The organism is Yinghuangia aomiensis (assembly GCF_039542225.1).
GTDB lineage: Bacteria > Actinomycetota > Actinomycetes > Streptomycetales > Streptomycetaceae > Yinghuangia > Yinghuangia aomiensis.
The window spans coordinates 1-23,532 of the sequence record NZ_BAABHS010000065.1 but is presented as its reverse complement, the minus strand read 5'-3'; the positions used below and the strand labels follow the sequence as shown (position 1 = coordinate 23,532).

Sequence of the window (23,532 nt, the reverse complement as noted above, 5' to 3'; positions counted from 1 at the left end):
GCCGCCGCCGGCCGAGGCGGCGCGGCGGCCGGCCGCGGGGGTGCGCAGGGCCGCGGCGGAGCCGGCGGTCGCGGCGGGGCGGCGAAGCCGGACTACGAGTACGGGACGGGCGCGCCCAAGCAGCGCGGCTCCGGCTCCGGCCGTCCGGACCGGCGTCCGACGACGGTCAAGGAAGGCGACCGCACGCCCCGCGAGGAGCAGGAAGGCGTGCGCCTGCAGAAGGTCATGGCGCAGGCCGGCATCGGCAGCCGCCGGGCGTGCGAAGAGCTGATCGACATGGGCCGTGTCGAGGTGGACGGCCGGGTCGTGCGCGAGCAGGGCCTGCGCGTCGACCCGTCGAAGGTCGAGATCAAGGTCGACGGCCTGCGGATCCCGACGACCAGCGGCGAGGTGTACGTCGCGCTGAACAAGCCCGCGGGCGTGGTCTCCACCATGCACGACCCGGAGGGCCGGCCGACGCTGTCGGAGTACATCACCGACCACGAGCAGCGGCTGTTCCACGTCGGGCGCCTGGACACCGAGACCGAGGGCCTGATCCTGCTCACCAACCACGGCGAGCTGTCGAACCGGCTGACGCATCCGCGGTACGAGGTGCGGAAGACGTACCTCGCGCAGGTCCAAGGCCCGATTCCGCGCGACCTGGGCAAGCGCCTGAAGGAGGGCGTCGAACTGGAGGACGGTCTGGCGCGTGCGGACAGCTTCCGCATCGTCGACCAGCTCGGCAAGACGTACATGGTCGAGGTCGTGCTGCACGAAGGCCGCAAGCACATCGTGCGGCGCATGCTCGCCGAACTCGGCTTCCCGGTCGAGCGGCTGGTGCGGACCCAGTTCGGGCCGATCAAGCTCGGCGACCAGCGCCCGGGGCGCACGCGGCGGCTTTCCAACGAGGAAATCGGCCTGCTGTTCCGCGAGGTGGGGCTCTGACCCCGGCGGTACTCCGGTAATTCCGGTAATTCCGGTCTTCGTGACGCGGCCGCCCGGCTTCCGGGCGGCCGCGTTCGCGTGTCCGGGCCGAGCCCGCTTCGGGGACGCCGCCGATCGTGCGTTGCGCGTGCTGCGGAGGGCCGCCCTGGGCTGCTAGAACGTAGCCCAGGGCGGCGCCGGGGACACGTGCCACCCGCAGGTTCGGGCGAGGTGGGGGTGGCGTGGGGGCGAACACGGGCGCGGCGGTGCTCGACCGGATCGTGTACCGGTGGCAGGAACGGGATTTGCTCGGCGGCACCGGGTTGGGGCCGGCCGCGACGTCGCTCGGTGCGGCGGAACTCGGGCCGTGGGCGGCGGAACTCGGCGGGCATGTGGGGATGGCGGTCGATGTCGCGACCGGCCCGTACACGAGCGTGTGCTGGGCCCGCACGACGCTCGGGCCCGCGCTGATCCACCGCGAATTCGCCCTGCACGGACGGGACAACGCGCCCGGCAACGTGGCCCACGTCCTCCTCGACCCGGGACGTGCGCTGGCGCCGCACGCGGTTCTCGCGCTCGGCATGTTCGACTGGGCGGCCGACGGGCCCGCCCTCACCGACCTCGAACCCGGCCACGTGCTCGACCCGTTGCCCGCCGACGCCCTCGTCGCGGTGGCACACGAACGCGCCGACGGGCTGCGGGCCGCGGCCCGCGACCGGCGCGTCGCCCTGACGGCGGTCGCCGCGGCGCTCCTCGCCCGGCCGCGCGCGACGCTGTCGCTGCTGCAGCGCGACGCGGGGCCGGACCCGGCGCCGCTGCTGTGGGGCGTGTTCGACCTGGTGAGTCATTTGGCGCGGGGGAGTTGGAGCTTCTCCACGTACGAGACGAGCGACGACGCGGCCCGCCCCCGGTTCGTGGTGGTGCCGCGCTGGCCCGACGGCGCGCCGAACGGGCGCCTCCGGCTCGAGGCCGACACCGAGCCGGAGCAGACGCCGTACGGCGAAGCCGCCCGGCGGCTGGTCGACTTCTACGCCGAACGCCCGTGGACGGAAACCCGTGCTCTGCTGCGCGAGCTGCGTCCGACGGGGTTGATGGAGCCGGAGGAACGGGCCGCGGCGGTGATAGCGACGGTGCGGGAGCGCGGCGGGGCGAGTGCGCGTGGCGCCGGGACGAGTGTCGGGCCGGGGGCCGGGAGTGTGGCCGGAGCCGCGGCGGGAGCCGGTGGCCCCGGCCGCGGCGCGGGGACCGGCGTAGCGGGCGAGGGCCTTGCCGTGGCCGCGGGCGCGCCCGGCACCGCCAACACCGCCAACACCGCCGCGGACGCCCCCGCCCGTCCCCATGCCGAACGCCCGCCCGTGGAACGCCCCCGCGTCGAACGCCCTGACCGGCCCGCCCCCGCGCAGCCGGAGACGCGCTATCTCCCGGTGGCCTTTCCGAGGAAAGACGGCAAGGGAGACGCAGCGGCCGAGGGCGGAATCGGCGGCGTCCGTGACGGCCTCGGTGGGGCTGCCGCGGGCGACCGGGCGCCGTATGCCGCGGGATCGGCGGCGGGGGCGGGGGTGCAGGCCTCGGCGGGGCGTCCCGGCTTGTCCGGCGGGCTCGACGCCGGGGGAGTGGGCGGCGCTGCTCCGGCCGGTCGCGGCGAAACCGGCACAGCGCCCCCGGGTGGCGGCATATCCGGCGGCAGGGGCGGTCAAGGCGATGTCGCCGGGCGGCACGTCGGTGCTCCTGCCGTGTTCGATCAACCCGGTGCCCCCGGTGCCCCCGGTGCCCCCGGTGCCCCCGGTGCCCCCGGTGCCCCCGGTGCCGGTCATCACGCGTCCGCTCCCGCGGTGCCCCGTGCCCCGTTCGGGCCCGGACCCGGCGGGTCCGGCGGGACCGTGCCTCCGCCGCCCGGGCCGCCGCCGGTGGCTCCCGGCCAAGCGACCGTGTCCGGATTCCCCCCGCCGCCCGCGGGCCCACCGCCGCGTCCCCCGCGCCCCGACGCGGCGGGTGTCGAGTCGCACGGGGGCAAAGCGTCCGCCCCCGAGCGGACCTGGGACCGCGACGTCTGGCTCGCCGACGGTGTCGACGACCTCGCGCGCCACGCGCTGCTCGAGGCGGCGCGGTGGCTTGCCGACGGGGGTGCGGCCGAGGACCGCGGGTTCGGGAGTCTGCTGGACAGCGCGGGGCTCGTCGCCGTCGCCGTGGGATTGGCGAGGGCGGACGAGGTGCTTCTGCCGGGGCTCGTCGCGCATCTCGGGCGGATGGCCCGGCACGGTGTGGACGGGGGGCTCGCGGCCGCGGATCAGGCCCGGTTGGAGCGCGTGTTGGGCGGACTGGACGGACCGATGCGGGAGATCGACCGGTGCGGGGTGCCGCGGCAGGACGTCGCGGCGGCGCTCGGCGGCTTTGCCGCGCTGGTGCTCGCGGGCCGCCGGTCGGACCGGATCGCCGACGAACTTGCCACAGTGGTAAGGAACTTGGATACGGTGTCGGGAACGTACCGGCCCTATCAACAGGAACTCGCCGGTGCGGCAATGGCGTACGGACTCGGCGCGCGGTTCTTCGCCGAGATCGGACGGCTGTGGGCGGTCAGCCGCGCACTGCTGCCCGACGGTGTCGACGGCCGGGATGCTCTCGGCGACCTGCCCTAGGCCGAGTCCGGCGGCGGCGGATCCCGCGGCGGGCCCGGCGCGAAACCGCGCGGCGATGCCACAATCGGCCATGGCCCGCTCGCGCGGGTACCGGCACGGACAGGCACTGGACAGGGCACCGCTCACGAGGACGGTGGCGATGGAGGGCAGTTCCCGAACGACCGCATCAGCATCAGCATCCGCATCCGTTCCCGGACAAGCAGCCGGACAGGCAGCCGCAGCCGAGACGGCCGACGATGCCGCGGCGTCCGGTGCCGCGCGCGCGGGCGGCGCCGCGATGACCCGACAGCCGCTGCACCAAATCGTGTACCGGTGGTCGCGGCAGGACCTGTTCGGCCGCCAAGGCCTCGGGCCCGCCGCGACGTCGATGCCGGTCGCCGAGCTGGCCCGGGTCGCCCCGGAACTCGCGGGCATGGTCGGCGCCGAGTTCGGCGGCGACGGCGTCCCGCCGACCAGCACGTCGCTCGTGCACGTCGACGCGTACGCGGCCGTCGTGCACCGCGTCGCCGCCGAGTTCGAGCAGGGCCGGCTCGGCAACAACGCGCACGTCCTGCTCGGCACCCGCACCGCGCTGACCCCGCACGTCGCGCTGGCCCTGGACGGCTGGGCGTGGCGGAACGGGCAGCCGCCGCTCGGCGACGTCCCCGCGGGCCACCGTCTCGCCCGGGTGCCGTCCGCGGTCCTCGACGAGACGCTCGCCGAACGCGCGTTCACGCTGCGCGACGCCGCCCGCGCGCGGGCCGACGAGCTGGCGGTCGTGCTGGCCGCGGTGCTGCGCCGCCCCGCGATGGGGTTCTCGCTGCGGATCGCGGACACCGGCGGGGATCCGGTGGCGTTGCTGTGGGGGCTGTTCGACCTGGTGACGGTGCCGCTGCCGGGGCCGCTGACGTTCTCCACGTTCGAGACGTCCGACGACACCGGCCGCCCGCGGTTCGTGATCGTGCCGCGCTGGCCGTCGCAGTTGTGGAGCGGCCGGCACCGCATCGACCCGAACTCCGAAGCCCGTACCGACGTGTTCCGGGCTGCCGCCGACTACATGGTGCAGCGGTATGTGGAGGCCGACTGGGACACCATGTACCCGCTGCTGACCGGGCTGCAGGGGCTGCGCCGGTACGCGCCGTACGACCGCGCGGCCGAGATACGGGACCGGTTCGCGCCGCGCGGCGGCACCGCGCCGCCCCGGCTCAGCCGCCGCGACGACCCGCCGCGCGACCTGCTCGGCAACCCGGTCGAGCAACGCGCCGACGATGCGGCGGTCGAGGCGGCCGTCGGCGCGGCGGAGCGGGAGGCCGTCGACGAGGCCGCCGCGGAGCACGGGGCCTTGGCCGAAGCCGCGGTGGAGACCGCGGCCGAAGCGCCCCCGGACGCCGCCCCGGACGACGCGTTCGACGCCGCCGTCGAGGCGGAGTCCTACCCGGAGCCGACCGCGACCGATCTGGAGCCCGAGGCGTTCCCCGCCACCCGCCCCGGGCCGGCGCCGGCGTTGCCCGAGCGTCCCGAGGAGCCGCCGCCGAGCGCGGGCATGGCCGACCGGGTGTGGTGGACCCGCCGCGGCGTCTACGAGGAGGACGTCGAGGCGCTGGAGTTCGCCGTCGCCCAGATCGCGGACGGCGGCGCGGACCGCGCGGTGGCGTTCGTGGAAGACGTCGTGGCGCTGGTCGCCGCGCTGGAGCTGGCCGACGTGCGGCTGCTGCCCTACGTCGCCGCACAGCTCCCGCACCGGTTCGACGACGCCCCGGCGTGGACGGTCCGCGAACGCCGCGCGGTGCGGTACGCGCTGGCCCGCCCGGACCGCTACGGGGCGCGGCTCGCCGAAGCGGACGTCGCGCGCGACGTGGTGCGGACGCTGCTCGACCGGCTGGCGCGCGTCGTGCTGTCGCTGGAGAAGGACCCCGCGGTGCCGCTGCGGGTGCTGGCCCGCGACATGCTCGGCGACCGGCGCAAGCTGCCGCCGTACCCGCTGCTCGACGACGTGCTGCGGCATTCGTCGTGGGAACACCTGTACTACCAGGAGCTCGGGCGGCGCTGGGCCGAGCTGCATCCGGTCGACTCCGTCGAGTGAATCCGCACCGCCTGGGCCTGCCGAGGGAGGTCCGGGCGGTGCGCGGCGGCGACCTGCGGTGCGGGGCGGCGGGGCCGGGGCGGATAGCCTGGGACGGTCATTGGACCGACCGGATTCCCGGGCCGCGGCCGCCGTGTGCGCACCGGGCCGGATTCCCCGCTGCAACGGAGTTCGCGATGCGTACCGCCGCCGTCGTCGGCACCGGCCTGATCGGGACCTCCGTCGCCCTCGCGCTCGCCGCGCGCGGCATCACCGTCTATCTGCACGACGCCGACGCCACGGCGGTGCGCACCGCCGCCGCGCTCGGCGCCGGACTGGCCGAGACACCACCCGCGCCGGTGGACCTGGCCGTGCTCGCGGTCCCGCCGGGCCGCATCGGCGCCACGCTGAAGTCCTGCCAGGACGCGGACCTCGCGCACAGCTACACCGATGTCGGCAGCGTCAAGGAGCAGCCGCTGCGCGATATCGAGGCGCTCGGCTGCGATGTGAGCCGCTACATCGGCGGCCATCCGCTGGCCGGCCGGGAACGCTCCGGCCCGCTCGCCGCCCGCGCCGACCTGTTCGACGGGCGGCCGTGGGTGCTGACCCCGGCCCGCGACACCGACACCGAGACCCTCAACCGGGCGCTGGAGATGGTCGCGCTGTGCCGCGCGGTGCCGGTGGTCATGGAGCCGCGCGCGCACGACCACGCCGTCGCGCTGGTGTCGCACGCGCCGCACCTGGTGTCCGCGCTCATGGCGGCGCGCCTGGAGGAAGCTGCGGACAGTGCGACGCGGCTGGCCGGGCAGGGTGTCCGCGACGTCACCCGCATCGCCGGGTCCGACCCGCGGCTGTGGATCGAGATCCTCGGCGCGAACGCGGGCGCGGTCGCCGACGTGCTGGCCGGCGTAGCCGACGACCTGCACGACACCGTCGCCGCGCTGCGCGCGCTGGCCGCCGAGGACGACGCCAAGCGGCAGGAGGGCAGCGACGGCATCGCCGGGATCCTCCGGCGCGGCAACGCCGGGCACGCCCGCATCCCCGGCAAGCACGGCGCCCCGGCCGCCCGCTACGAGGCGGTGCCGGTCGTGGTCGGCGACCAACCCGGCGAACTCGCACGGCTGTTCGCGGACGTCGGCGCGTCCGGCGTGAACATCGAGGACATCGCGATCGACCACGCGCCGGGCCGTGCCGCCGGCCTCGTCGAGCTGATGATCGACCCGGCCGCGGCCGACGGCCTGGTGCTGGACCTGCGCCGCAAGGGCTGGAACGTGCAGCGCTGACCTGCGCGGCGGAAACGGGCGGCCCCGGACTCCCCGGACTCCGGAGCCGTCCCGGCCGCGCGGCCGCGGATTCCGCCACCCTCACGCCACCCCACGGGAGTTGCCCTCTCGTCGGCGGATTCTGGCAGTCTGGACGCGTGACGCTGTCCACCACCGACTCGCTCGCGGTGTACCTGGCTTCGCTGCCCGCACCCGACCTCGCGCGCGTCGTCACGACGGCGCCGACGGTGCCCGAGGAGCCCCGGCCGCGAACCCTGCGTCACCTCGCGGTATGCCTCGCCGACCCGGAAACCGCGCTGCTGGGCTGCTCGTTCCTCAGCCGCGGCGAACTCCAGCTCCTCGAAGTGCTGTGGGCGGTCGCCGACGAGCGCCCGCCCGGCGGCGCCGCACGCCTCGGCCGCGACGCCGGGCCCCGCCTCGACGACGACCCGGTGGTCGTCGTCGACCCCGACGTCGTCTTGGCGCTGGTCGGCGGCCCCGGCACCGCCGAAGCCCGCGAACTCGGCCCCGCGCTCGACACGTTGACCGGCCGCGTGCTCGCCTGGCCGGAAGACGGACGGATCCGCCTGCACCCCGGCGCGGCCTCGGTGTTCCCGCTGCCGCTCGGCCTGGGCGCCCCCGCCTACCCGCTGCTGCTCGGCCAGCGCGCCGAAGACCTCCGGACGATCGTGCGCGAACTCGGCGGACTGCCCGCCGGCCGCAAAGACGACACCGTGGAGAACGCCGCGCTCGCCGCCCGGCTGCTCGGCGACCCGGACGTCGTCCGCCGCGTCACGTCCCGCCTCGACCCGCCCGCCCGCGCCGCCCTCGACGAACTCGCCGAGATCGGCATACGCCGCGACCCGTCCGCCGCCTGGGGCTACTACGGCACCCGCCCCCGCCCCGGCGACCCGCTGGCCCGGCTGCGCCGCCGCGGCCTGCTGCTCGCCACCGGCGACGGCTGGGAGATGATGCCGCGCGAAGTCGCGATGGCGCTGCGCGGCGACACCTACCGGGTCGCGTTCGAAGCCCGCCCGCCGCAAGTCCCCACCGCGGTCGTCGACCGCGACGCGGTGTTCCGCGCATCCGCCGCGGCGGCCGCCGCCGCGGTCGACACCGCGACCCGCCTCCTGCACACCTGTGCCGTCAGCCCGCCGCAACTGCTCAAGAGCGGCGGCGTCGGCGTCCGCGAGCTGCGCCGCCTCGCCAAGGAACTCGCGTGCGACGAGGCCGCGGTGCGGCTGTGGCTGCACGTCGCCGAATCCGCCGGACTGCTCGCCGCGGACGCCGACCACGGCCAAGCCGCTCCCACCACCGCCTACGATGCGTGGCTCGACGGCGAACCCGCGGTCCGGCTGCTGGCGCTCGTCCGCGGCTGGGTCACCATGCCCGACGTGCCGATGCTGGACGCCGCACCCGCGTCCGCCCGGCGCCAAGTCCCGCCGCTGTCCGCGACCGGCGACCACGGCGGACTCGCGCTCGTCGCCCGCGGCGCCCTGCTGCGCACCCTCGGCGGGCAGGACCCCGGGCACGCCGTCGCGGACACCGCGGCACTGGCGCGCTGCATCGCGTGGATCTGCCCGACGCCGTTCCGGCACGGGCTGGAAGACATCATCGACGGGCCCGTGTTCGGCCTCGGCGCGGCCGACGCGGACGCTGCCGACGGCGGGTGGCCGGCATCGGCGTGGGGCAGCGGCGACGCCACCGCTCCGCTGCCCGCCGAGACCTCGGCCGCGGAACGGCGCATCGCCGTGGCGGTGGCCGGTGATGCGGGCGACGCCGTCGGCCCGGGCGGCCTCGGCGGCCTCGGTGACCCGGGGGGCCCGGACGGCCCCGCCGCGCATCCCGGCGACGGGCTGCCGCCGACGGTGCCGTGCGACTGCCCGGACTGCCGCGAAGTCGGCGAGGAGATCGCGCACGCCTTCCGCGGCCGTTTCGACGCCGCCGCGTTCACCGACGCGACCCTCCGCGAAGCCGCCGCACTCGGCCTGGTCGCGCACGGCGCGCTCACCGCGCTCGGCGGCGGCGTCGCCGTGCGCCACAGCGCCGCCGTGCTGCTCGCCGCGGCCGAGGAACTCCTGCCGCCCGCCGCCCGCAGCGCCCGCTTCCGCACCGATCTGACCGCCGTCGTCGCCGGACCCGCCTCCGTCGAACTCGCCCGCCTGCTCGGCGGCTGTGCCGACGCCGAAGCGCACGGCCCGACGGGCGTATGGCGGTTCTCCGAAGCGTCCGTCCGCCGCCACCTCGACGCCGGCGGCACCGCGCCCGGACTCCTCGCCGACCTCGCCGACATCGCGGTCGGCGGCATCCCGCAGCGGCTGCACCACCTCGTCCACGACGTCGGCTGCCGCTACGGCCAAGTCCGCGCCGCACCCGCGGCCGCCGTCGTCTACTCCGACGACGAAGCCCTCGTCGCGGAAATCCAGCGGCACAGCCGCCTGACCGCCCTCGGCCTGCGCCGCATAGCCCCCACCGTGCTGCTGTCCGGGCAGCCGCTCGACCGCACCGTCGCCGCGCTGCGCCGGGCCGGCTACGCACCCGCCGCGGAGACCGCGACGGGCAGCGCGCTCGTGGAACGCGCCGAGGAGTTCCGCGTCCCCGGCACCGACCGCGCCGCGGGCTGGCCGGTCGCGCTGCCCATGCCCGAGGAACTCTCCGACGGCTGGCGGGTCTGGGCCGCCGACGTCCTGGGCCGCGCCGCGGCACCGGCGCCCGTGCTCGGCGCCAAGGCCGCCCGGCTGCGCGAGGCCGCGCCGCTGCTCGGGCCCGAGGACTGCGCGGTGCTCGCCGACGCGCTCGACCGCGGCAGCGCGGTGCGGGTCGCGGCCACCGCGTACAACGGCGAGCCGATGACGAGCACCGTCGCGCACCTGGCGATGGCCGGGGACAGCCTCTACATGCGGCCGCCGAACGGGCGCCCGGCCTTGCTGCCGTTCCGCCTGGAGACGCTGTGGATGGTGCTGCCCGCGGACGACTGAGCCGTCCCTTGAGCCGTCCCTTGAGCCGTCCCTTGTGTCACCGGCCGAGCGGTGTGACCGGCCGAGCGGGCAGCCGTCCGCGGCTGCGCGGTGTCAGGTGTTGGGCTTGATGTTGTGGTTGAGGTGGAAGAGGTTGCCCGGGTCGTAGGCGGTCTTCACCGCGGCCAGGCGCCGGTAGTTCTCCTCGCCGTAGCCCGCGAGCACGCGGTCGGCTCCTTCGTCGCCGATGAAGTTGAGGTAGACGTCGCCGGTCGACCACGGCCGCATGGTGGTGCGGACGTTCCGCACCCACTCCCGGGCGCTCGTGTCCTCGGCGGGGTCCTCCCAGATACCGAACGGGTGGACGACGTACGGGGCGCCGCGCCACGGCACCGGCCAGCCGTCCGTGTTGCGGGCGACCGCGCCGCCGCCCGGGAACATGACGTGCTGCGACAGCAACGGCTTGCCCGCCAGGCAGTCGACGAACGCGTCGGCGGCTTCGTCGGGGAAGCTCGCCAGGTAGTCCGCCGACCAGTAGTTCCGCATGCCGGGCGGGTCGTCGAACAGCGTCTGGGCGATCGAGTAGGGGAGTTGCGCGACCATCTTGCCTTCGGGTTCGAGGTCGACGAACGGGGCGACGACCTCGGCGGCGGCGCTCTCCGGACCGGCGTACATCACCGCCACGGCCGCGCACCGTTGGCCCTGGAGCTGCGGCGGCACGAACTCTTCCGGCGGACCGGTCACGAACACGAAGCCACCGCCGACCTCGTCGGGCGCGTGTGCGAGGAAGTCGCGGTAGGCGCCGAGGATCTCCCGTCCGTTCTCCTCCGGCCACAGGAACAGCGCGGCGGTGAACGCGGGCAGTTCGTGCAGCCGCAGCGTCATCGCGGTCGCGACGCCGAAGTTGCCGCCGCCGCCGTGCAGCGCCCAGAACAGTTCGGGGTGCCGTTTCTCGCTGGCTTCGATGAACCGGCCTTCGGCGGTCACCAGTTCGACGGACAGCAGGTTGTCGCAGGCGAGCCCGAACTTGCGTTCCAGCCAGCCGGACCCGCCGCCGAGGACGAATCCGCCGAGGCCGGTGGTGGACGCCCGGCCGCCGGTGGTGGCGAGGCCGAACGCTTCGGCGGCGCCGTCCAGGTCCTTCATGACGGCGCCGCCGCCGAATCGGGCGGTGCGGGCGCCGGGGTCGACGGTCACTTCGTTCATCCGGCTCAGGTCGACCATCAGGCCGCCTTCGGTGACCGCTTTGCCGGCGACGCCGTGCCCGCCGCCGCGGACCGAGATCTCCAGGCCCATGTCGCGGGCGGCGACGACGGCGTGGGCCACGTCGTCCGGGGAGGTGCATTGGGCGATGATGCCGGGGCGGTGGTCGACGGCGCCGTTGAAGACGGTTCTCGCTTCGTCGTATCCGGGGTCCTCGGGGAGGAGGACGTCGCCGTCGAACGCGCTGTGCAGGGTGGCCGCCGCCACAGCGTTGCGGCCGAGGGTGGTCATGGTGATCTGCTTCCGGGTGTGCCCCGAGCGGCCCCGAGTTCCGGACGCGGCGGGCCCGGCGGTGGCGGCGGGCCCGGAAGCGGGCCCGGCGGGGCGCGGGCATGCCGCTGTGTCCCACGGTAGTCCCGGGGCGCGGTCCCGTCAGCCGCCCGCGGGCCGCCGCTGCGGACCGTGTCCGGCCGGGTCCGGGCCGCGTTCGGGCGGGCTCTGTTCGGTGGGGGTCTGCGCATAGATGCTGCGGCCGATGACCGTGGTGAGGGTGTCGAGCAGTTCGCCGGACACCCGGCCCGGCGCGGCGGTGCCGTCCGGGGTTTCGGCGGGGGCCGCGGCGTCGGTGAGCGTGGTGACGAGCAGGCGGGTCAGCACGGCGGCGGTGACGTCGGCCGGGGGACCGACGGGGGCGAGGCCCGAGGCGCGGTCCCGCTCGATGCGGGTGGTGGCGTTGGCGACCAGGCGGCCGATCATCCGGTCCCGGCAGTCGCGCAGCGCACCGACGGCGGAGTCGTCCATCATCACGCGCATGATCGGGCCGTGCTCCTGCCAGACCGCGGCCAGTTTGCCGAGGGACGCGCGGAGTTCGCCACGGTCCGGGGGGTTGTCCAGGAAACCGTCGGCGACCGCGATGAACGCGCCCGCGACCGGGTCGAGCAGCGCCTCGAACACGGCCTGCTTGCTTGCGAAGTAGAAGTAGAAGGTGGGCCGCGAGATGCCCGCACCGGAGACCAGGTCGTCGATGGTGATCCGCTCGGCCGGCTTGTCCGCGAGGAGCCGGCGGGCGGTGTCCAGGATCGCCTGCTCCCGCAGGTCGCCCTTGCTGGGGCCCCGACGGCGACTGCCGCCGCGGTCGACCGGTCCGCGCTCGTCCATGGGGATCATTATCGGGGGAGGAGCGGCGGGGGTGGGGTCGGGTGGCGGTGGGGTTTGGCGCTTGACGCCTGACGCCCGGTGTCGCCTGGCGGGGCGGTCACCGCGGAGTGGCGAGGTATGGGGGCGAGTCGGCCTGACGGTCGGCTGCCACCGCCCTTGCAGCCGCTGCCCTGCCCGTCGTTCGGTGTCGGTGGTCCGGGTGGTTGGGGCAGGCAGGTTGTTGTACTGATCACAATTCCGTCTTGAATCGTTCGACTTCGTATGGTTGCTTGAGTCCGTCAAGGAAGTCCGAGGGGCTGCGTGCTCGGACACGTGTCACCGTATGCAGGGCCGCGAGGAGCACGGCGCACGACGGGCCGTTCCGACGGGGGAACGGGCCCGCGATGCCGAGGAGTCGTCGATGCTCTCCAGAACCACGCGGCCCCGCCGCCGAAAGCTCTCCGCCGCCGCGGCAGCGGTTGCGCTGACGCTTTCGCTTGCCGCCTGCGGGGGCGGCTCCGACGACGGAGCCGGCTCGGGCTCCGCCTCCGGAACCGGCGGCGGCACCGCGAAGCAGGGCGGTGCCGTAACGATTCCGCTGGCTACCGAATCGCGCGGTCTCGACCCGTTCACCGCGTCCTACACCGGCAGCGCGGACTCCAGCCGCATGGCCGCGCTGTACGACTTCCTGGTCTACCTCGACCCCGCCGACGGCAAGGTCAAGCCGCGCATCGCGGAGAGCCTCACCCCTGACGCCACCGGCGCGGTGTGGACGCTCAAGATCAAGCCGAACGTGAAGTTCAGCGACGGCACGCCCTACGACGCGGCCGCGGTCAAGGCCAACTGGGACGCCAACAACGACCCGGCGATGAACTCCATCCACCGGGTCAACATGGCCGGGGTGACGACCGAGGTCACCGGTCCGCTGGAGCTGAAGGCCACGCTCGCCAAGCCGAGCCTGAACTTCGACCGCAACGTGGTCAACGGCCTCACCTACATCGCCTCCCCGACGGCGTTCAAGGCCGACCCGAAGGGGTTCGCGGGCAAGCCGGTCGGCGCCGGACCGTTCGTCCTCAAGGAATGGGTGCGCGGCAACCGCCAGACCCTGGTGCGCAATCCCACCTACTGGCAGGCCGGGCTGCCCAAGCTCGACCAGGTCACCTTCACGGTGATCTCCGACGCCACGCAGCTCCTCAACACCCTGGGCAACGGCCAGGCGGACATCACCGTCACGTCCAACGCCGAGGCCGACGACATCGCCAAGACCAAGCACCTCGAGGCGCTCACCACGCCGGTCTACGGCGGCCAGTACTTCCTCATGAACACGCGCCGCGCCCCGTTCGACGACCCGCGGGCGCGCCGCGCCTTGGCGATGGCGCTGGACAGCCCGGCCATGATGAAGACGCTCTACGGCGACAACATCAAGGCGGCGGACAGCGTCTTCAAGGAGAACTCGCCGCTGGTGGACCCGGCCGTGCCCGCGCAGCCGGCCTACAACCAGGCCGAGGCGCAGAAGCTGTTCGATGAACTCGCCGCCGAGGGCAAGCCGGTGCGCTTCACGTACCTCACGCAGCAGAACACCAACGCGCGCAAGACGGCCGAGTACATGCAGAGCCGGCTGAACCAGTACAAGAACGTCTCGATGGAGATCGAGGCGGTGGAGGTCGGCGCGTACATCACCAAGGGCCTGGTGAACCGCGACTTCCAGGCGCAGAACTTCGGCATGTGGCTCGTCGACCCGGACCCGGGCATCGACAGCCTGTACCGCAGCACGTCGCCGACCAACTACTCCGGCTACAACAACCCGGCGGCGGACGCGGCGTTGGACCAGGCCCGGGCGGCGTCGACCGAGGAAGCGCGCCGGGCGGCGTACACCGAGCTGGTCAAGATCACCGCGCAGGACGTGCCGCTGTTCGTCTGGCAGGAGGCGGTCACGGTGATCGTCTACCGGTCGACGGTGACGGGAGTGACGATGGTGAACGACGGGGCCATGCTGATGGACCAGGTGGGGTTGAAGAAGTGAGGTGAGGCGGGGCGGGGGCCGCCGGTCGCGGGGCCGAGGGGATCGTTTCGATCCCCTCGGCCCCGCTTCTTTGTGCCCGCGTGTCGAAAAGTGCCGGACGGACGCGGTGCCGGTGCCGGGCGGGTTCGGCCCGGGTCGGTTCGCGGAATCGACGATTCATCGGGAATAATCGACACCCTGTCGAGTTTGTGATTCCCGGAAGCTGCCGCCGATCGAAGCGAGGACCCCGCCCGTGTCCGCCACCGCCGTCCCACCCGCGCGCGCGACCCGCGCGCCCCATCTCGGCGCGCTCATCGCCGCACTGTCGTTCGCCGCCATGGTCGGCGCGATGCTCCAGACCCTCCCCGTCCCCGTCCTCAGCACCATCGGGGCGCGGCTGAACGCCGACGCGGGGGAGATCTCGTGGGTGCTGACCAGCAAACTCACAGTCTGACTGCGCCCCGGTCAGCCTGCCGATCGATAACCACCGCTCACCGAACCTGAGGACTTTGCCGTGACAGCCACCGCCGCTCCTGAGCCCGCGACCGACGCAGGTCGCGCGCCGCACCCCGGGGCTCTGATCGCTGCGTTGTCGTTTGCCGCGATGGTTGGCGCGATGCTGCAAACGCTCGTCGTGCCCGTCCTGGCCACGATCGGTGCTCGGCTGAACGCCGACGCCGGTGACACGGCGTGGGTCCTGACAGCGAATTTGCTTGCGGCCGCGGTGATGACGCCTCTGTTCGGAAAGACGGGTGATTTGTTCGGCAAGAAGCGCATGCTGCTGGTCGCGCTCGGCATGATCCTGACGGGGTCGCTTCTGGCCGCGCTGACGACGTCACTGCCGTTGCTGATCGTGGCCCGTGTGCTGCAGGGCGCGTGGGGCGGCCTGTTCCCGGTGGCGCTGGGCGCGCTCCGCGACGAACTGCCGCCGAACAAGCTCACCGGGGCGATGGCGATGGTCAGCGGCATGATCGGCATCGGGGGCGGCATCGGGCTGGTGCTGACGGGCCTGCTGACCAACCATCACGGGGACTACCACCGGGTGTTCTGGGCGGCGACGATTCTGACCGCGCTGGCAGCGGCTGCCGTGGCCCTCGTCGTGCCGGGGCGTACGCCCACGCAGAAGGGCCGCATCGACTGGGCGGGCGCAGGACTGCTCGGCGCCGCGCTGGTGGCGCTGCTGCTTGCCGTCTCACAGGGCAACGGGTGGGGTTGGACGTCGGTCCGCACACTCGGCCTGTTCGTGGTCTCCGCACTCCTGTTCGCCGCTTGGGCGACAGTCGAACGCCGCGTCGCCCAGCCGCTCATCGACATGAATGTCTTCGTGAAGCGCCCCGTGGCTTTCACCAACATCGCCGGTGTTCTGGTCGGCGTGAACATGTTCGTCGGCTTCCTGGCCGTGTCGCAGTTCGTGCAGATACCCGAGCGGGTGGCCGGGTACGGCTTCACGGCGTCCGTGCTCTCGGCATCGACGGTCTACCTGCTGCCAGGCGCGCTTTCGGCGATCGTCGCAGCCCCGGTCGGCGGCATCCTGGTGCGCCGCTTCGGCGGTCGCCACGCCCTGGCCGTCGCAGGCGTCATCAGCGTCGTGGCCTATGTCTTCGTGATGTTCGCCCACGACAAGACCTGGCATCTGATCGTCGTCGCCATCGCCGTGCAGTCGTCGGTCGCCATCGCATACGCGGCAATGCCAGCGCTGATCATCGCCGAGGTCCCCATGGAGCAGACCGGCATCGCCAACAGTGTCAACGCGATCAGCCGCTCGGTCGGCAGCTCGCTGGCCAGCGCGATTGTCACCTCGCTGCTGACCGGTCACCTGATCGCCGGGCTGCCGGTGGCGGTGCCGACCGAAGCCGCGTTCACTGCGTCCTTCGCCATCGGCGCCGGCGCGGGCGTCCTGGTCGTGTTGGTCGCGTTGTTCGGCCTGCCCCGGCATCACAACCGCACTGTTGCCGCACACCGCGTCGGGGCTGCGAAGTCCCCGGCTGATGCCCACGCCTGAGCCTGCAGCGCCGCCATGTCCGCCTGCACGGAAACAGGCGGTCAGGGACGGTGGTCATCGTGATCGTCGAGTCGTAGCCACAGTTCGGGCGCGTGACGTAGTGCCGCGAATCCCAGGCGCTCTTGGGGGATGCGTACACCGTTGGCGAACAGGTCGGCGATGTCTTGTCGGATGTCGGGAGTGAACCATTGCAGGATGGCGCTGAAGTCGGTGGCTTGCAGGCGGTTGCTTCGGTCGGGGACGCGCCAGGAAGCGGGTCCGTCGAGGAGGAAGCGGTAGAAGGAACCGCCGGGTGTGGCGCGGCGGACCCGTGATGCTTGGCTTCTGCGGCAGCGGTGGTGGCGATGTGTGCTCCGGCTACATCGAGGTCGCCGAAGTAGATCGCGGACACTGGGGCCGGGTCGAGTTGGCGCAGGTGTGCACGCTGCGTGCGAACGCATTTCCCGCTCCCCAGGCGATGTGCAGGTCTGGGCGCTTGGTCCGGGGTTGATTTTGCGGATCGGTGAGCAGGGAGGAATACGTGGCCAGGTTCTCCGCGATGAGCACCCGTGTGGGCCCTTGTCCAGGGACATGACGTGAGACCACCGGCAGCGCTGGGGTGAAGCACGCGAGCAGCGGCAGGCTGAGGGCGCCCGGGGTGAACAGCCTGGTTTTGAGCAGCCCGTCGAGCGCCTTCTCGTCGTCGAAGAGTTCGAGGGAACGGTCCTGAATGGGTACGGGGAACGGCTCGGGGTTGTTGCGCAGCCACTGCACCACGCGGTCCAGGACCTTCAGCTCGTGGCCTCGGGGGCCCAGTCAGCCGGCCGCCTCCAGGGCGTGTGGCCACACGCGTCTCGGAGGGGGCTCGACTGTGGTCTGCGGTGCCGCGGTCCGGATGACCCAGTGGGGCGGCGGAGGATGGGTGCATCGGTCCCAGCCCGTCCGCGACACTGTGGCAGGGAGCGCGATCGTGCCGAAGGAATGTAGCTCGTAGAGCGCGGCCCGGAATCGGTGTGGCCAGACTGGGTGGCCGACCAGTTCGGGGGCGTACTGGATTGCTGCTTTTGCGAGGAGTTCTGTGGGGACTCGTTTGCCGGGATTGGTGCGAATGACAGCGGCGAGTTCGGCGGCCAGTGGCGTGAGGGGTGCGGTCACGTGTCCGCCTGTGGGTCTTCGGGGTGGATGGGCTGTCTGCGTTGTCGTGGTGCGCGACTCGGATCCGGTGATGATCGAGGCACGTTGAGCTGGGCCGCCCGTTGGTGTGCTGTTCGGGTCCAGGGGCGGGGTGTCGGGCACGATGTAGCGGCGGTTCTTGGTGCGGCCTCCGCGGTTGTCGAGGCGGATGATGTTCGGGAACCGGATAACTGCCGCTGGGTCTTTGACGCCGGTGGTGTAGACGAGTTGGACGCCGTGCGACGCGGCCACGTTTTGTTGGAGGCGGATCAACGGTGCGGAACTCGCGCGTCCGATGGGGTTGTCCAGGGGGAGGACGCCCCCGGAGGTGCCGTGACGGCCGGTGTGGGCGGCGAGTGTGCGGTAGAGCGCGACGCATACGGTGAGTTTCTCGCCGCCGCTCCATTTGGCCAGTCTGCTGATGCCCTCGGTGATGCCGGTGTCGTCGTCTGTGGGTTTGAGTGCTTTGACCGAGAAGCCGCGCGGGTCGGCCGCTTCGTGGACCGCTTCTTTCAGCAGGGCCATGCCTTCTGGTTTGAGTCCTTTGCGGACGACGCGCTCGGAGTATGCGACGAGGTCGTGGTCGGTTGGGCAGTCGAAGCGGATCCGCAGTACGCGTTGACCGGACCGTGATCCTGAGGCGGTCGTCATCTGTGAGGCTCGCTCGGCTTTGCCGAGCAGACTCAGGCTTTCCTTGACGAGCGCGGCCAGCGCTTCGCTGAGGATGGTCTGATCGGCTCCGAGGCTTGCCGTGCGTCGCAGGCCGTCGACCGCGGTGTTGAGTTCCGATTCCGCTTCGATGACGCCCTGCTGCGCCGCCGCGAGCTTGTCGCGCGCCGCCGTTGTCTCAGCGCGAGCGCGGGTATCGTCGCCGCGGAACTCCGCGGATTCGATCTCCTGAGGGCTGGGCAGGGAGTCGGAGAGGGTGCTGAGCAGGGTCATCCTCGCGTGTGCATGCTCGCGCTGGTGGTCGAGCTTCTTGATCAGTTCGTCGGCTCGGTTCCAGCGGCGAAGCGCTTCTTGGGCTAGGACTTCCTGCTGCTCCCTGAGGAGCGATGCTTCTTCGGATGTCGTTGGTGCGTTCGGCAGGATCCTCCGAGGCGGCTGTGCGTGTAGTTGCTCCACGTGGGCCAGTTCACCCTCAAGGCGCTGTGCCTGTGTCTCGGCCGAGCTCTGCCGACCGACAGCGTCTTCGACCGATGTTCGCGCGTGTTCGAGTGCGTTGTGCCTGGACGCGGGGCCCTGGCCGACCGGTGACGTGAGCAGGAGCTGCGCGTGCGCGCGTACTTCTGGGGGACGCCGGGCGAGCTGTTGCCTGGCTTCGGAGACTTGTTCCTCAAGCCAAGGCACGCGATCGGCGAGTACGGATTCGGCGGTTTGGGCGCGCTCATATCCGCGTCGGAGCGCGTCGAGCGGAGTCTGTGCCTCGTCGTCACCTTCGTCGCTCTCGGTGCCGTCGGGGATGCCTTCGCGCTCGGTGTTGTAGTCGGCCGCTTTGTCGCGGAGCCGGGCAGCGTCCGCACGCGCTTGCCGGCCCGACACGAGAGCCCTGTGAGCGTCTCCGTTGTGGTCCCGGAATCGCGCCCCCGCGTCCTGCATCCGGCCTTGCGCGGCATCGAGCCGTCCCAGCAGACAGGCTCCTCGGCCGCGGCTGGGTGAAGTCTTCGAGCCACGCCAGCGCGCCCTTGCTCCACATCAGGTCGTCGGCGATGCTCTGGGCCTCGGATTCGGTGAGGAGGTCGGCGTCGAGGCTCGGGTCACCTCGCTCGCCGGGGTGGCAACGCGCTCCTGCGGGACCGGCTGGCATGCCGTGATACCGAGGGGGAAGCGGCGGCCTCACCAGGCGAACGGGACGTGGCCACGGCGGAAGGGCGGACACACACCAACCAGGACCGGCAGTGAACCGGCCACGTCCAGCCGTTGCGGGCCGGTCGCAATTGGGGGCGGGAGCCGGATGCGCGCCCCGCGCCGGTCAATGCGTCCGTGCGGCGTCCGGAGGCAGGGGATCGATCTCGGATTCGCGGGCCACCAGGGGGATTTCTGCCCAGATGGTCTTGCCGTCGGGCTTCCACCGGACTCCCCAGTCCTGGGCGAGCTGCGCGACGAGGAAGAGGCCGCGTCCGCCCTCGTCGTCGTCGTTGGCACGGCGCAGGCGTGGGGCCGCACTGTTGGTGTCGGTGACCTCGCAGGCGAGAGTTCTCTCACGGAGGATGAGGCGCAGTTCGATTGCTCCGGGGGCGTAGCGCACGCTGTTGGTGGCCAGTTCGCTGACGATGAGTTCGGCGGTGATCGCCAGCTCCTCGGCGCCCCAGTCTGCGAGCTTCCGGACGGTGACCTGCCGTGCGTGGGCGACGCTCTCCGGCTGGCTGCCGAGTGTCCAAGCGGCGGTCCGGTTGGCGTCAAGCACGTGGGTACGGGCGAGGAGGAGCAGTGCGTCGTCCTTGGGACCGGCGGGGAAAATCTCGGACAAGGTGCTGTCGCACGCGGTGCGCAGCTCCCCGCCGGATGCGTCGAGGGCCCGGGCTAGCGCGGGCGCCAGCCCGTCGGGCATGCCTGCGGTGTGCAGGGCGAGGACGGTCCCCGCGGGGAGGGCGACCGAGGCGACTGGGAATTGGGGGTCGCCTCGCCCGCCCAGCGGGGGTCCGGATGGGACGTCGACAACAGTCGCCGAGCCGTCCGGGAATACCAGAGCCGGGGCCGGGTGCCCGGCACGGGTGACCGCGCAGGTTCCCGACACGGGGTCGTAGACCGCCACCGTGCATCCCGCGGTCAGTGCTTCCTCACCGCCGTGGTCGGTGGTGAGGACGGGCCGACCGGCCGCTGCCTCGACGACCAGACCGTGGACGCGCGCGAGGATCTCGTCGGCGGCGAGGTCGACCGCGGCGAGTGCGGCGACGGCGGTGCTGACCTGGCCCATCAGACTGACGGCGGGCATGCCGTGCCCGGTGACCTCGCCGACGATGCACGCGACGCGGGCCCCCGACATAGGCACCACATCGAACCAACTGCCGCCCGCCGCCACCGGCAGGTACGTCCAGGCGGTCTCCGCCGCGACGTGCGTTGGCAGACTGCCCGGCACGAGGGTGCGCTGCACGAGGCGCGCCAACATCCCCTCCCGGGTGTGGCGGCGGCCGTTGTCGAGACACGCGGCTGCGTGCGAGCAGAGTCCCGCGGCGTCCGCCACGTCGGAATCGTCGAAGGGCGAGGATGCGCCGGTCCGGTAGAACGAGGCCACTCCCATCGCGGTGCCACGGACGGCGAGCGGCACGGCGATCATCGAATGGGCTGCCGTCGTTCGCGCGAGCCGGGCGCGGTCCGGTTCGCGGAGCAGCCAAGGCGCGTCCGGAGCGACGGTGCGCACGAGGCGGGGGCGCAGGTCCCCCAAGGCATCGGCGAACGGAGTCCCGAAGCGCAGTACCCAGGCGTCGCCGACCGTGTGGACGGCGGGCACCGCGGACCGGGTCGCGTACGCCAAAGCGGCCCGGCGGACGGTGACCGGGTCGGCGATCGGCCCCGGGGTAGGCGCTTCTCCCCGCACCACTGTGTCGAGCAGGTCCACGACGGCGATGTCCGCCAGGCCGGACACCGCGACGGATGCGAGTTCGTCTGCGGTGCGGAACAGGTCGAGTGACATGCCGATGCGGGCGGCTCCGTCGAGCAGCAGGCGGAGCCTGGCCTGATCCGTGCGGTCGGCGGACTTCCCGTTCTGCGGCATCGCTGGCCTCCGGGCGATGGGGAAAGGCGGGTTCGTCGTGCGGCGCAACGACGGTCGTGTACCTCGCGGACAGGTACGGCATGCCGGGTGTGGACCAACCCCGTGCGCAGAGGTGCCGCTGTCGCTCGCAGACCGGGGGTTTCGAACTGGGAAGGCGAGTCTCGGACGGCCAAGCGATATGCCCTGTGGAGTCGTGGATACGCCCAGCGTCCGTTGGCTGTGTTTGTATCACCGGCGCCGTGCCCAGGCCGCCTGCTGCCGCGCACCACGGCAATCGCCTCGGTGGCCCCGTTCGGCGACACGCAGGACGACGTCGACGCCGGCCGCGTCCCGGTCCTCGCCCCTTCGGGCTTCCTCGAACACGCTGTCTCCGAGAACGTCTACGCGGGCACCGCCATGGGCCGCCGTGCCGCCTACATGTACGGCGCCGCCCTGGCCCGCGGGCCGCAGGGCTCCGTCGGCGCCGGCCTCGGCCAGACGACCTCGACCGGCACCGTCACCCTCATCCCGCCGACGGTGGAGATCCACACCACCGGACCGCGCGGCCGGCACTTGGCTGCAGGTCGGCTGTTCGGGAATCCGCCGGGCCGTCGGCGCGCTCCCGCACCGGCGTTGCCCGGGGCCGTCACCGCCCTGCGTTGACTGTCGATCGGCTACTGAGGCACCGCGCGGTGGACGCGGGCGGCGATAAGTGCGACGTCGTCCTGTGCGTTCGCGGTGACCAGGGCGTCGAGGATCGCGTCGGCAAGGCCTTCGATGGGTGCCCGACCGGGGAGTTGCAGGCCGGTGAGGCGTTGCAGGGAGGCATCGATGTCTTCGTCGCGATGTTCGACGAGGCCGTCGGTGTAGAGCAGGAGGGTGCCGGCGTGTCCGGTACAGGCGGCGGCGTGGCGGGTGTAGCCGCCGATGCCGGTGCCGAGCGGTGGGCCCGCAGCGAGCGGGAGGAGCTCGACGCGCCCGGAGTCGTGGATGAGCGCTGGCGGAAGGTGGCCCGCACCTGAGTAGGTGTATGTGAAGCTGCGAGAGTCGGCGATGGCGAGGAGGCAGGTGGCGGGCCGGATGTCCGGGAGCCGGGACATGCGTGCGTCCATGCGTTCCAGCACCCTGTGCGGTTCGGGGTCGTGGGCGGATTCTTCGCGGACCATCAGGACGTAGTGGCTCATGTCAACTGCGGCGGTGAGGCCGTGGCCCATGACGTCGCCGATGGCCAGGAGGGTGCGCCCGTCGGCGAGGGGGATGCTGTCGAACCAATCGCCGCCGACCAGGGCGCCGCGCTCGGCGGGCCGGTATCGGGAGGCGATTTCGATGCCGGGGTGCGGCGCTGAGGGGCGGGACAGCAGGGCGCGTTGCAGGTCGCGGGCGATGTGGTGCTCGCGGGTGAAGCGGTGCGCGTTGTCGATGGCGACGGCGGCGCGACCGGCGAGGTCCTGTGCGGTGACGACGTCGTCGTCGGTGAACGCGGGTGACCCGGTGACGCGTGCCAGGGCGACGACGCCGACCGACTCGTCCCGCGCGACCAACGGGACGAGCAGCAGGGAATGGACGCCGATCGCTCGGTACACCGCGATGCGGTCGGGGCTCGGTGCAGCCTGCGCGGGGTCGGCATCGGGTGGGAGTTTGACGAGCTGCGGCTGCCGGGTGTCCAGGCACACGGGGATGGGTGTGCCAGGGCGGTAGTCATGCTGCTGTCCGGGTGTGCCGAAGAGGCGGAGTTTCCGGCGTAGCGGCGGCTTCTCCACGGTGGCGCTGCGGCGCAGCCGCAGGATGCCCGAGGCGGGTGGCCGGCGTCCTTCGTCGTCGCGTTCGTGTGGGATCAGCTCGACGCTGGCTGCGTCGGCGAGTTCGTCCACGAGGAACCGGGCGAGTTCGCGGCTCGTGGTGTCGATGTCGAGAGTGGTGCCGATCTGGGTGGCGGCTCGGTCGAGGATGGACAACCGGCTGCGGGCGCGTTCGAGGGCGGCGCGTTGTTCCTGCGCGTCGGTGACTTCCTGCAGGATGCCCATGATGCCGAGGACCTGCCCGCGGTTCTCGATGCGGTGGTACGAGACGTGCCAGAACCGGCGTTCGCGGTCGGATGGGGCTCGGGTGTGCCCGGCGGCCAAGACCTCGCGGGGGACGCCGTCGGCGAGGATCTGCCGCAGGATGTCGTCGCCGGCGTCGAGGTCGGGCATGACGTCCGCGACCGTTCGACCGAGGTGTTCGGACAGCGGGAATCCGTTGATCTGTTCCAGTGCCGGGTTGACGTAGGCGAACCGCAGGCCGGTGTCGAAGACGACGACGCCCGCGCCGGTGCCGGCGAGCATTTGTTCGACGACGGCCCGGTATTCCTGCGATGACAGATCGTCCAGCACGGCGTCTTCCTGTTCTTGATAGCGAGTGTGCCGGTGCTGCCCGGACTAGACGAGTCTTTCCGAACACGTTCAGTGGTCGTAGGCGGTCAGTGAGCGGCTGACCGCCTGGCCGGTGTGGAAGTTGTGCCACACCGCGGCGGTCAGTGCGAGGACTCGCTGAGCCACGCGGAC

Annotated in this window: 14 protein-coding genes and 2 pseudogenes; 9 read left to right on the top strand and 7 right to left on the bottom strand. The window is 72.7% G+C overall.

Going from position 1 to position 23,532, the window contains the following annotated elements:
* The 5 genes from ABEA93_RS40820 to ABEA93_RS40800 form a co-directional block, all read left to right on the top strand.
* Window positions 1–924: pseudouridine synthase (locus ABEA93_RS40820; RefSeq protein ID WP_345681071.1), on the top strand; the 924-nt coding region annotated here is incomplete at its 5' end.
* A 221-nt stretch (window positions 925–1,145) separates the two neighbouring features.
* Complete coding sequence (locus ABEA93_RS40815) at window positions 1,146–3,539, top strand: hypothetical protein (RefSeq protein ID WP_345681070.1); 2,394 nt, start codon at window positions 1,146–1,148, stop codon at window positions 3,537–3,539.
* A 277-nt stretch (window positions 3,540–3,816) separates the two neighbouring features.
* A complete protein-coding gene (locus tag ABEA93_RS40810) occupies window positions 3,817–5,601 on the top strand; it encodes a hypothetical protein (protein WP_345681069.1) in 1,785 nt (594 codons plus the stop codon).
* Between the two features lie 176 nt (window positions 5,602–5,777).
* Window positions 5,778–6,863 (top strand): prephenate dehydrogenase, encoded by a 1,086-nt coding sequence (locus tag ABEA93_RS40805; protein ID WP_345681068.1) that lies wholly within the window; start codon window positions 5,778–5,780, stop codon window positions 6,861–6,863.
* A 137-nt stretch (window positions 6,864–7,000) separates the two neighbouring features.
* Complete coding sequence (locus ABEA93_RS40800; RefSeq protein ID WP_345681067.1) at window positions 7,001–9,820, top strand: helicase-associated domain-containing protein; 2,820 nt, start codon at window positions 7,001–7,003, stop codon at window positions 9,818–9,820.
* Between the two features lie 93 nt (window positions 9,821–9,913).
* Here ABEA93_RS40800 and ABEA93_RS40795 read toward each other — a convergent pair whose 3' ends face one another.
* Window positions 9,914–11,293, bottom strand: a complete 1,380-nt coding sequence (locus tag ABEA93_RS40795) for an FAD-binding oxidoreductase (RefSeq protein WP_345681066.1) — start codon at window positions 11,291–11,293, stop codon at window positions 9,914–9,916.
* Between the two features lie 141 nt (window positions 11,294–11,434).
* Window positions 11,435–12,160, bottom strand: a complete 726-nt coding sequence (locus ABEA93_RS40790) for a TetR/AcrR family transcriptional regulator (protein ID WP_345681065.1) — start codon at window positions 12,158–12,160, stop codon at window positions 11,435–11,437.
* Between the two features lie 400 nt (window positions 12,161–12,560).
* On the opposite strand from ABEA93_RS40790, the gene ABEA93_RS40785 reads away from it, so the two are divergent.
* The 3 genes from ABEA93_RS40785 to ABEA93_RS40775 all read left to right on the top strand — a co-directional run bounded on the left by ABEA93_RS40785 (window position 12,561) and on the right by ABEA93_RS40775 (window position 16,143).
* A complete protein-coding gene (locus ABEA93_RS40785; protein WP_345681064.1) occupies window positions 12,561–14,162 on the top strand; it encodes an ABC transporter substrate-binding protein in 1,602 nt (533 codons plus the stop codon).
* A 232-nt stretch (window positions 14,163–14,394) separates the two neighbouring features.
* Window positions 14,395–14,595 carry a hypothetical protein gene (locus ABEA93_RS40780; protein ID WP_345681063.1) on the top strand — a complete coding sequence of 67 codons (201 nt, stop codon included), beginning with the start codon at window positions 14,395–14,397 and terminating at the stop codon, window positions 14,593–14,595.
* A 60-nt stretch (window positions 14,596–14,655) separates the two neighbouring features.
* Window positions 14,656–16,143: an MFS transporter gene (locus ABEA93_RS40775; protein WP_345681062.1), complete on the top strand. Its 1,488-nt coding sequence runs from the start codon at window positions 14,656–14,658 to the stop codon at window positions 16,141–16,143.
* A gap of 357 nt (window positions 16,144–16,500) precedes the next feature.
* On the opposite strand, the gene ABEA93_RS40770 is transcribed toward ABEA93_RS40775, so the two are convergent.
* The 3 genes from ABEA93_RS40770 to ABEA93_RS40760 form a co-directional block, all read right to left on the bottom strand.
* On the bottom strand, window positions 16,501–16,899 hold the full coding sequence (locus ABEA93_RS40770) for a hypothetical protein (protein ID WP_345681061.1): 399 nt from the start codon (window positions 16,897–16,899) through the stop codon (window positions 16,501–16,503).
* Window positions 16,900–16,938: 39 nt separating this feature from the next.
* Complete coding sequence (locus tag ABEA93_RS40765) at window positions 16,939–18,837, bottom strand: coiled-coil domain-containing protein (protein ID WP_345681060.1); 1,899 nt, start codon at window positions 18,835–18,837, stop codon at window positions 16,939–16,941.
* Between the two features lie 430 nt (window positions 18,838–19,267).
* Window positions 19,268–21,010: an ATP-binding SpoIIE family protein phosphatase gene (locus ABEA93_RS40760; protein WP_345681059.1), complete on the bottom strand. Its 1,743-nt coding sequence runs from the start codon at window positions 21,008–21,010 to the stop codon at window positions 19,268–19,270.
* A gap of 300 nt (window positions 21,011–21,310) precedes the next feature.
* Here ABEA93_RS40760 and ABEA93_RS40755 point away from each other — a divergent pair.
* Window positions 21,311–21,547 (top strand): annotated as a pseudogene (locus ABEA93_RS40755) (MBL fold metallo-hydrolase); the annotation flags it as partial.
* Between the two features lie 116 nt (window positions 21,548–21,663).
* On the opposite strand, the gene ABEA93_RS40750 reads toward ABEA93_RS40755, so the two are convergent.
* Window positions 21,664–23,361 carry a SpoIIE family protein phosphatase gene (locus ABEA93_RS40750; protein WP_345681058.1) on the bottom strand — a complete coding sequence of 566 codons (1,698 nt, stop codon included), beginning with the start codon at window positions 23,359–23,361 and terminating at the stop codon, window positions 21,664–21,666.
* 69 nt (window positions 23,362–23,430) lie between these two features.
* A pseudogene (locus ABEA93_RS40745) lies at window positions 23,431–23,532 on the bottom strand (IS982 family transposase); the annotation flags it as partial.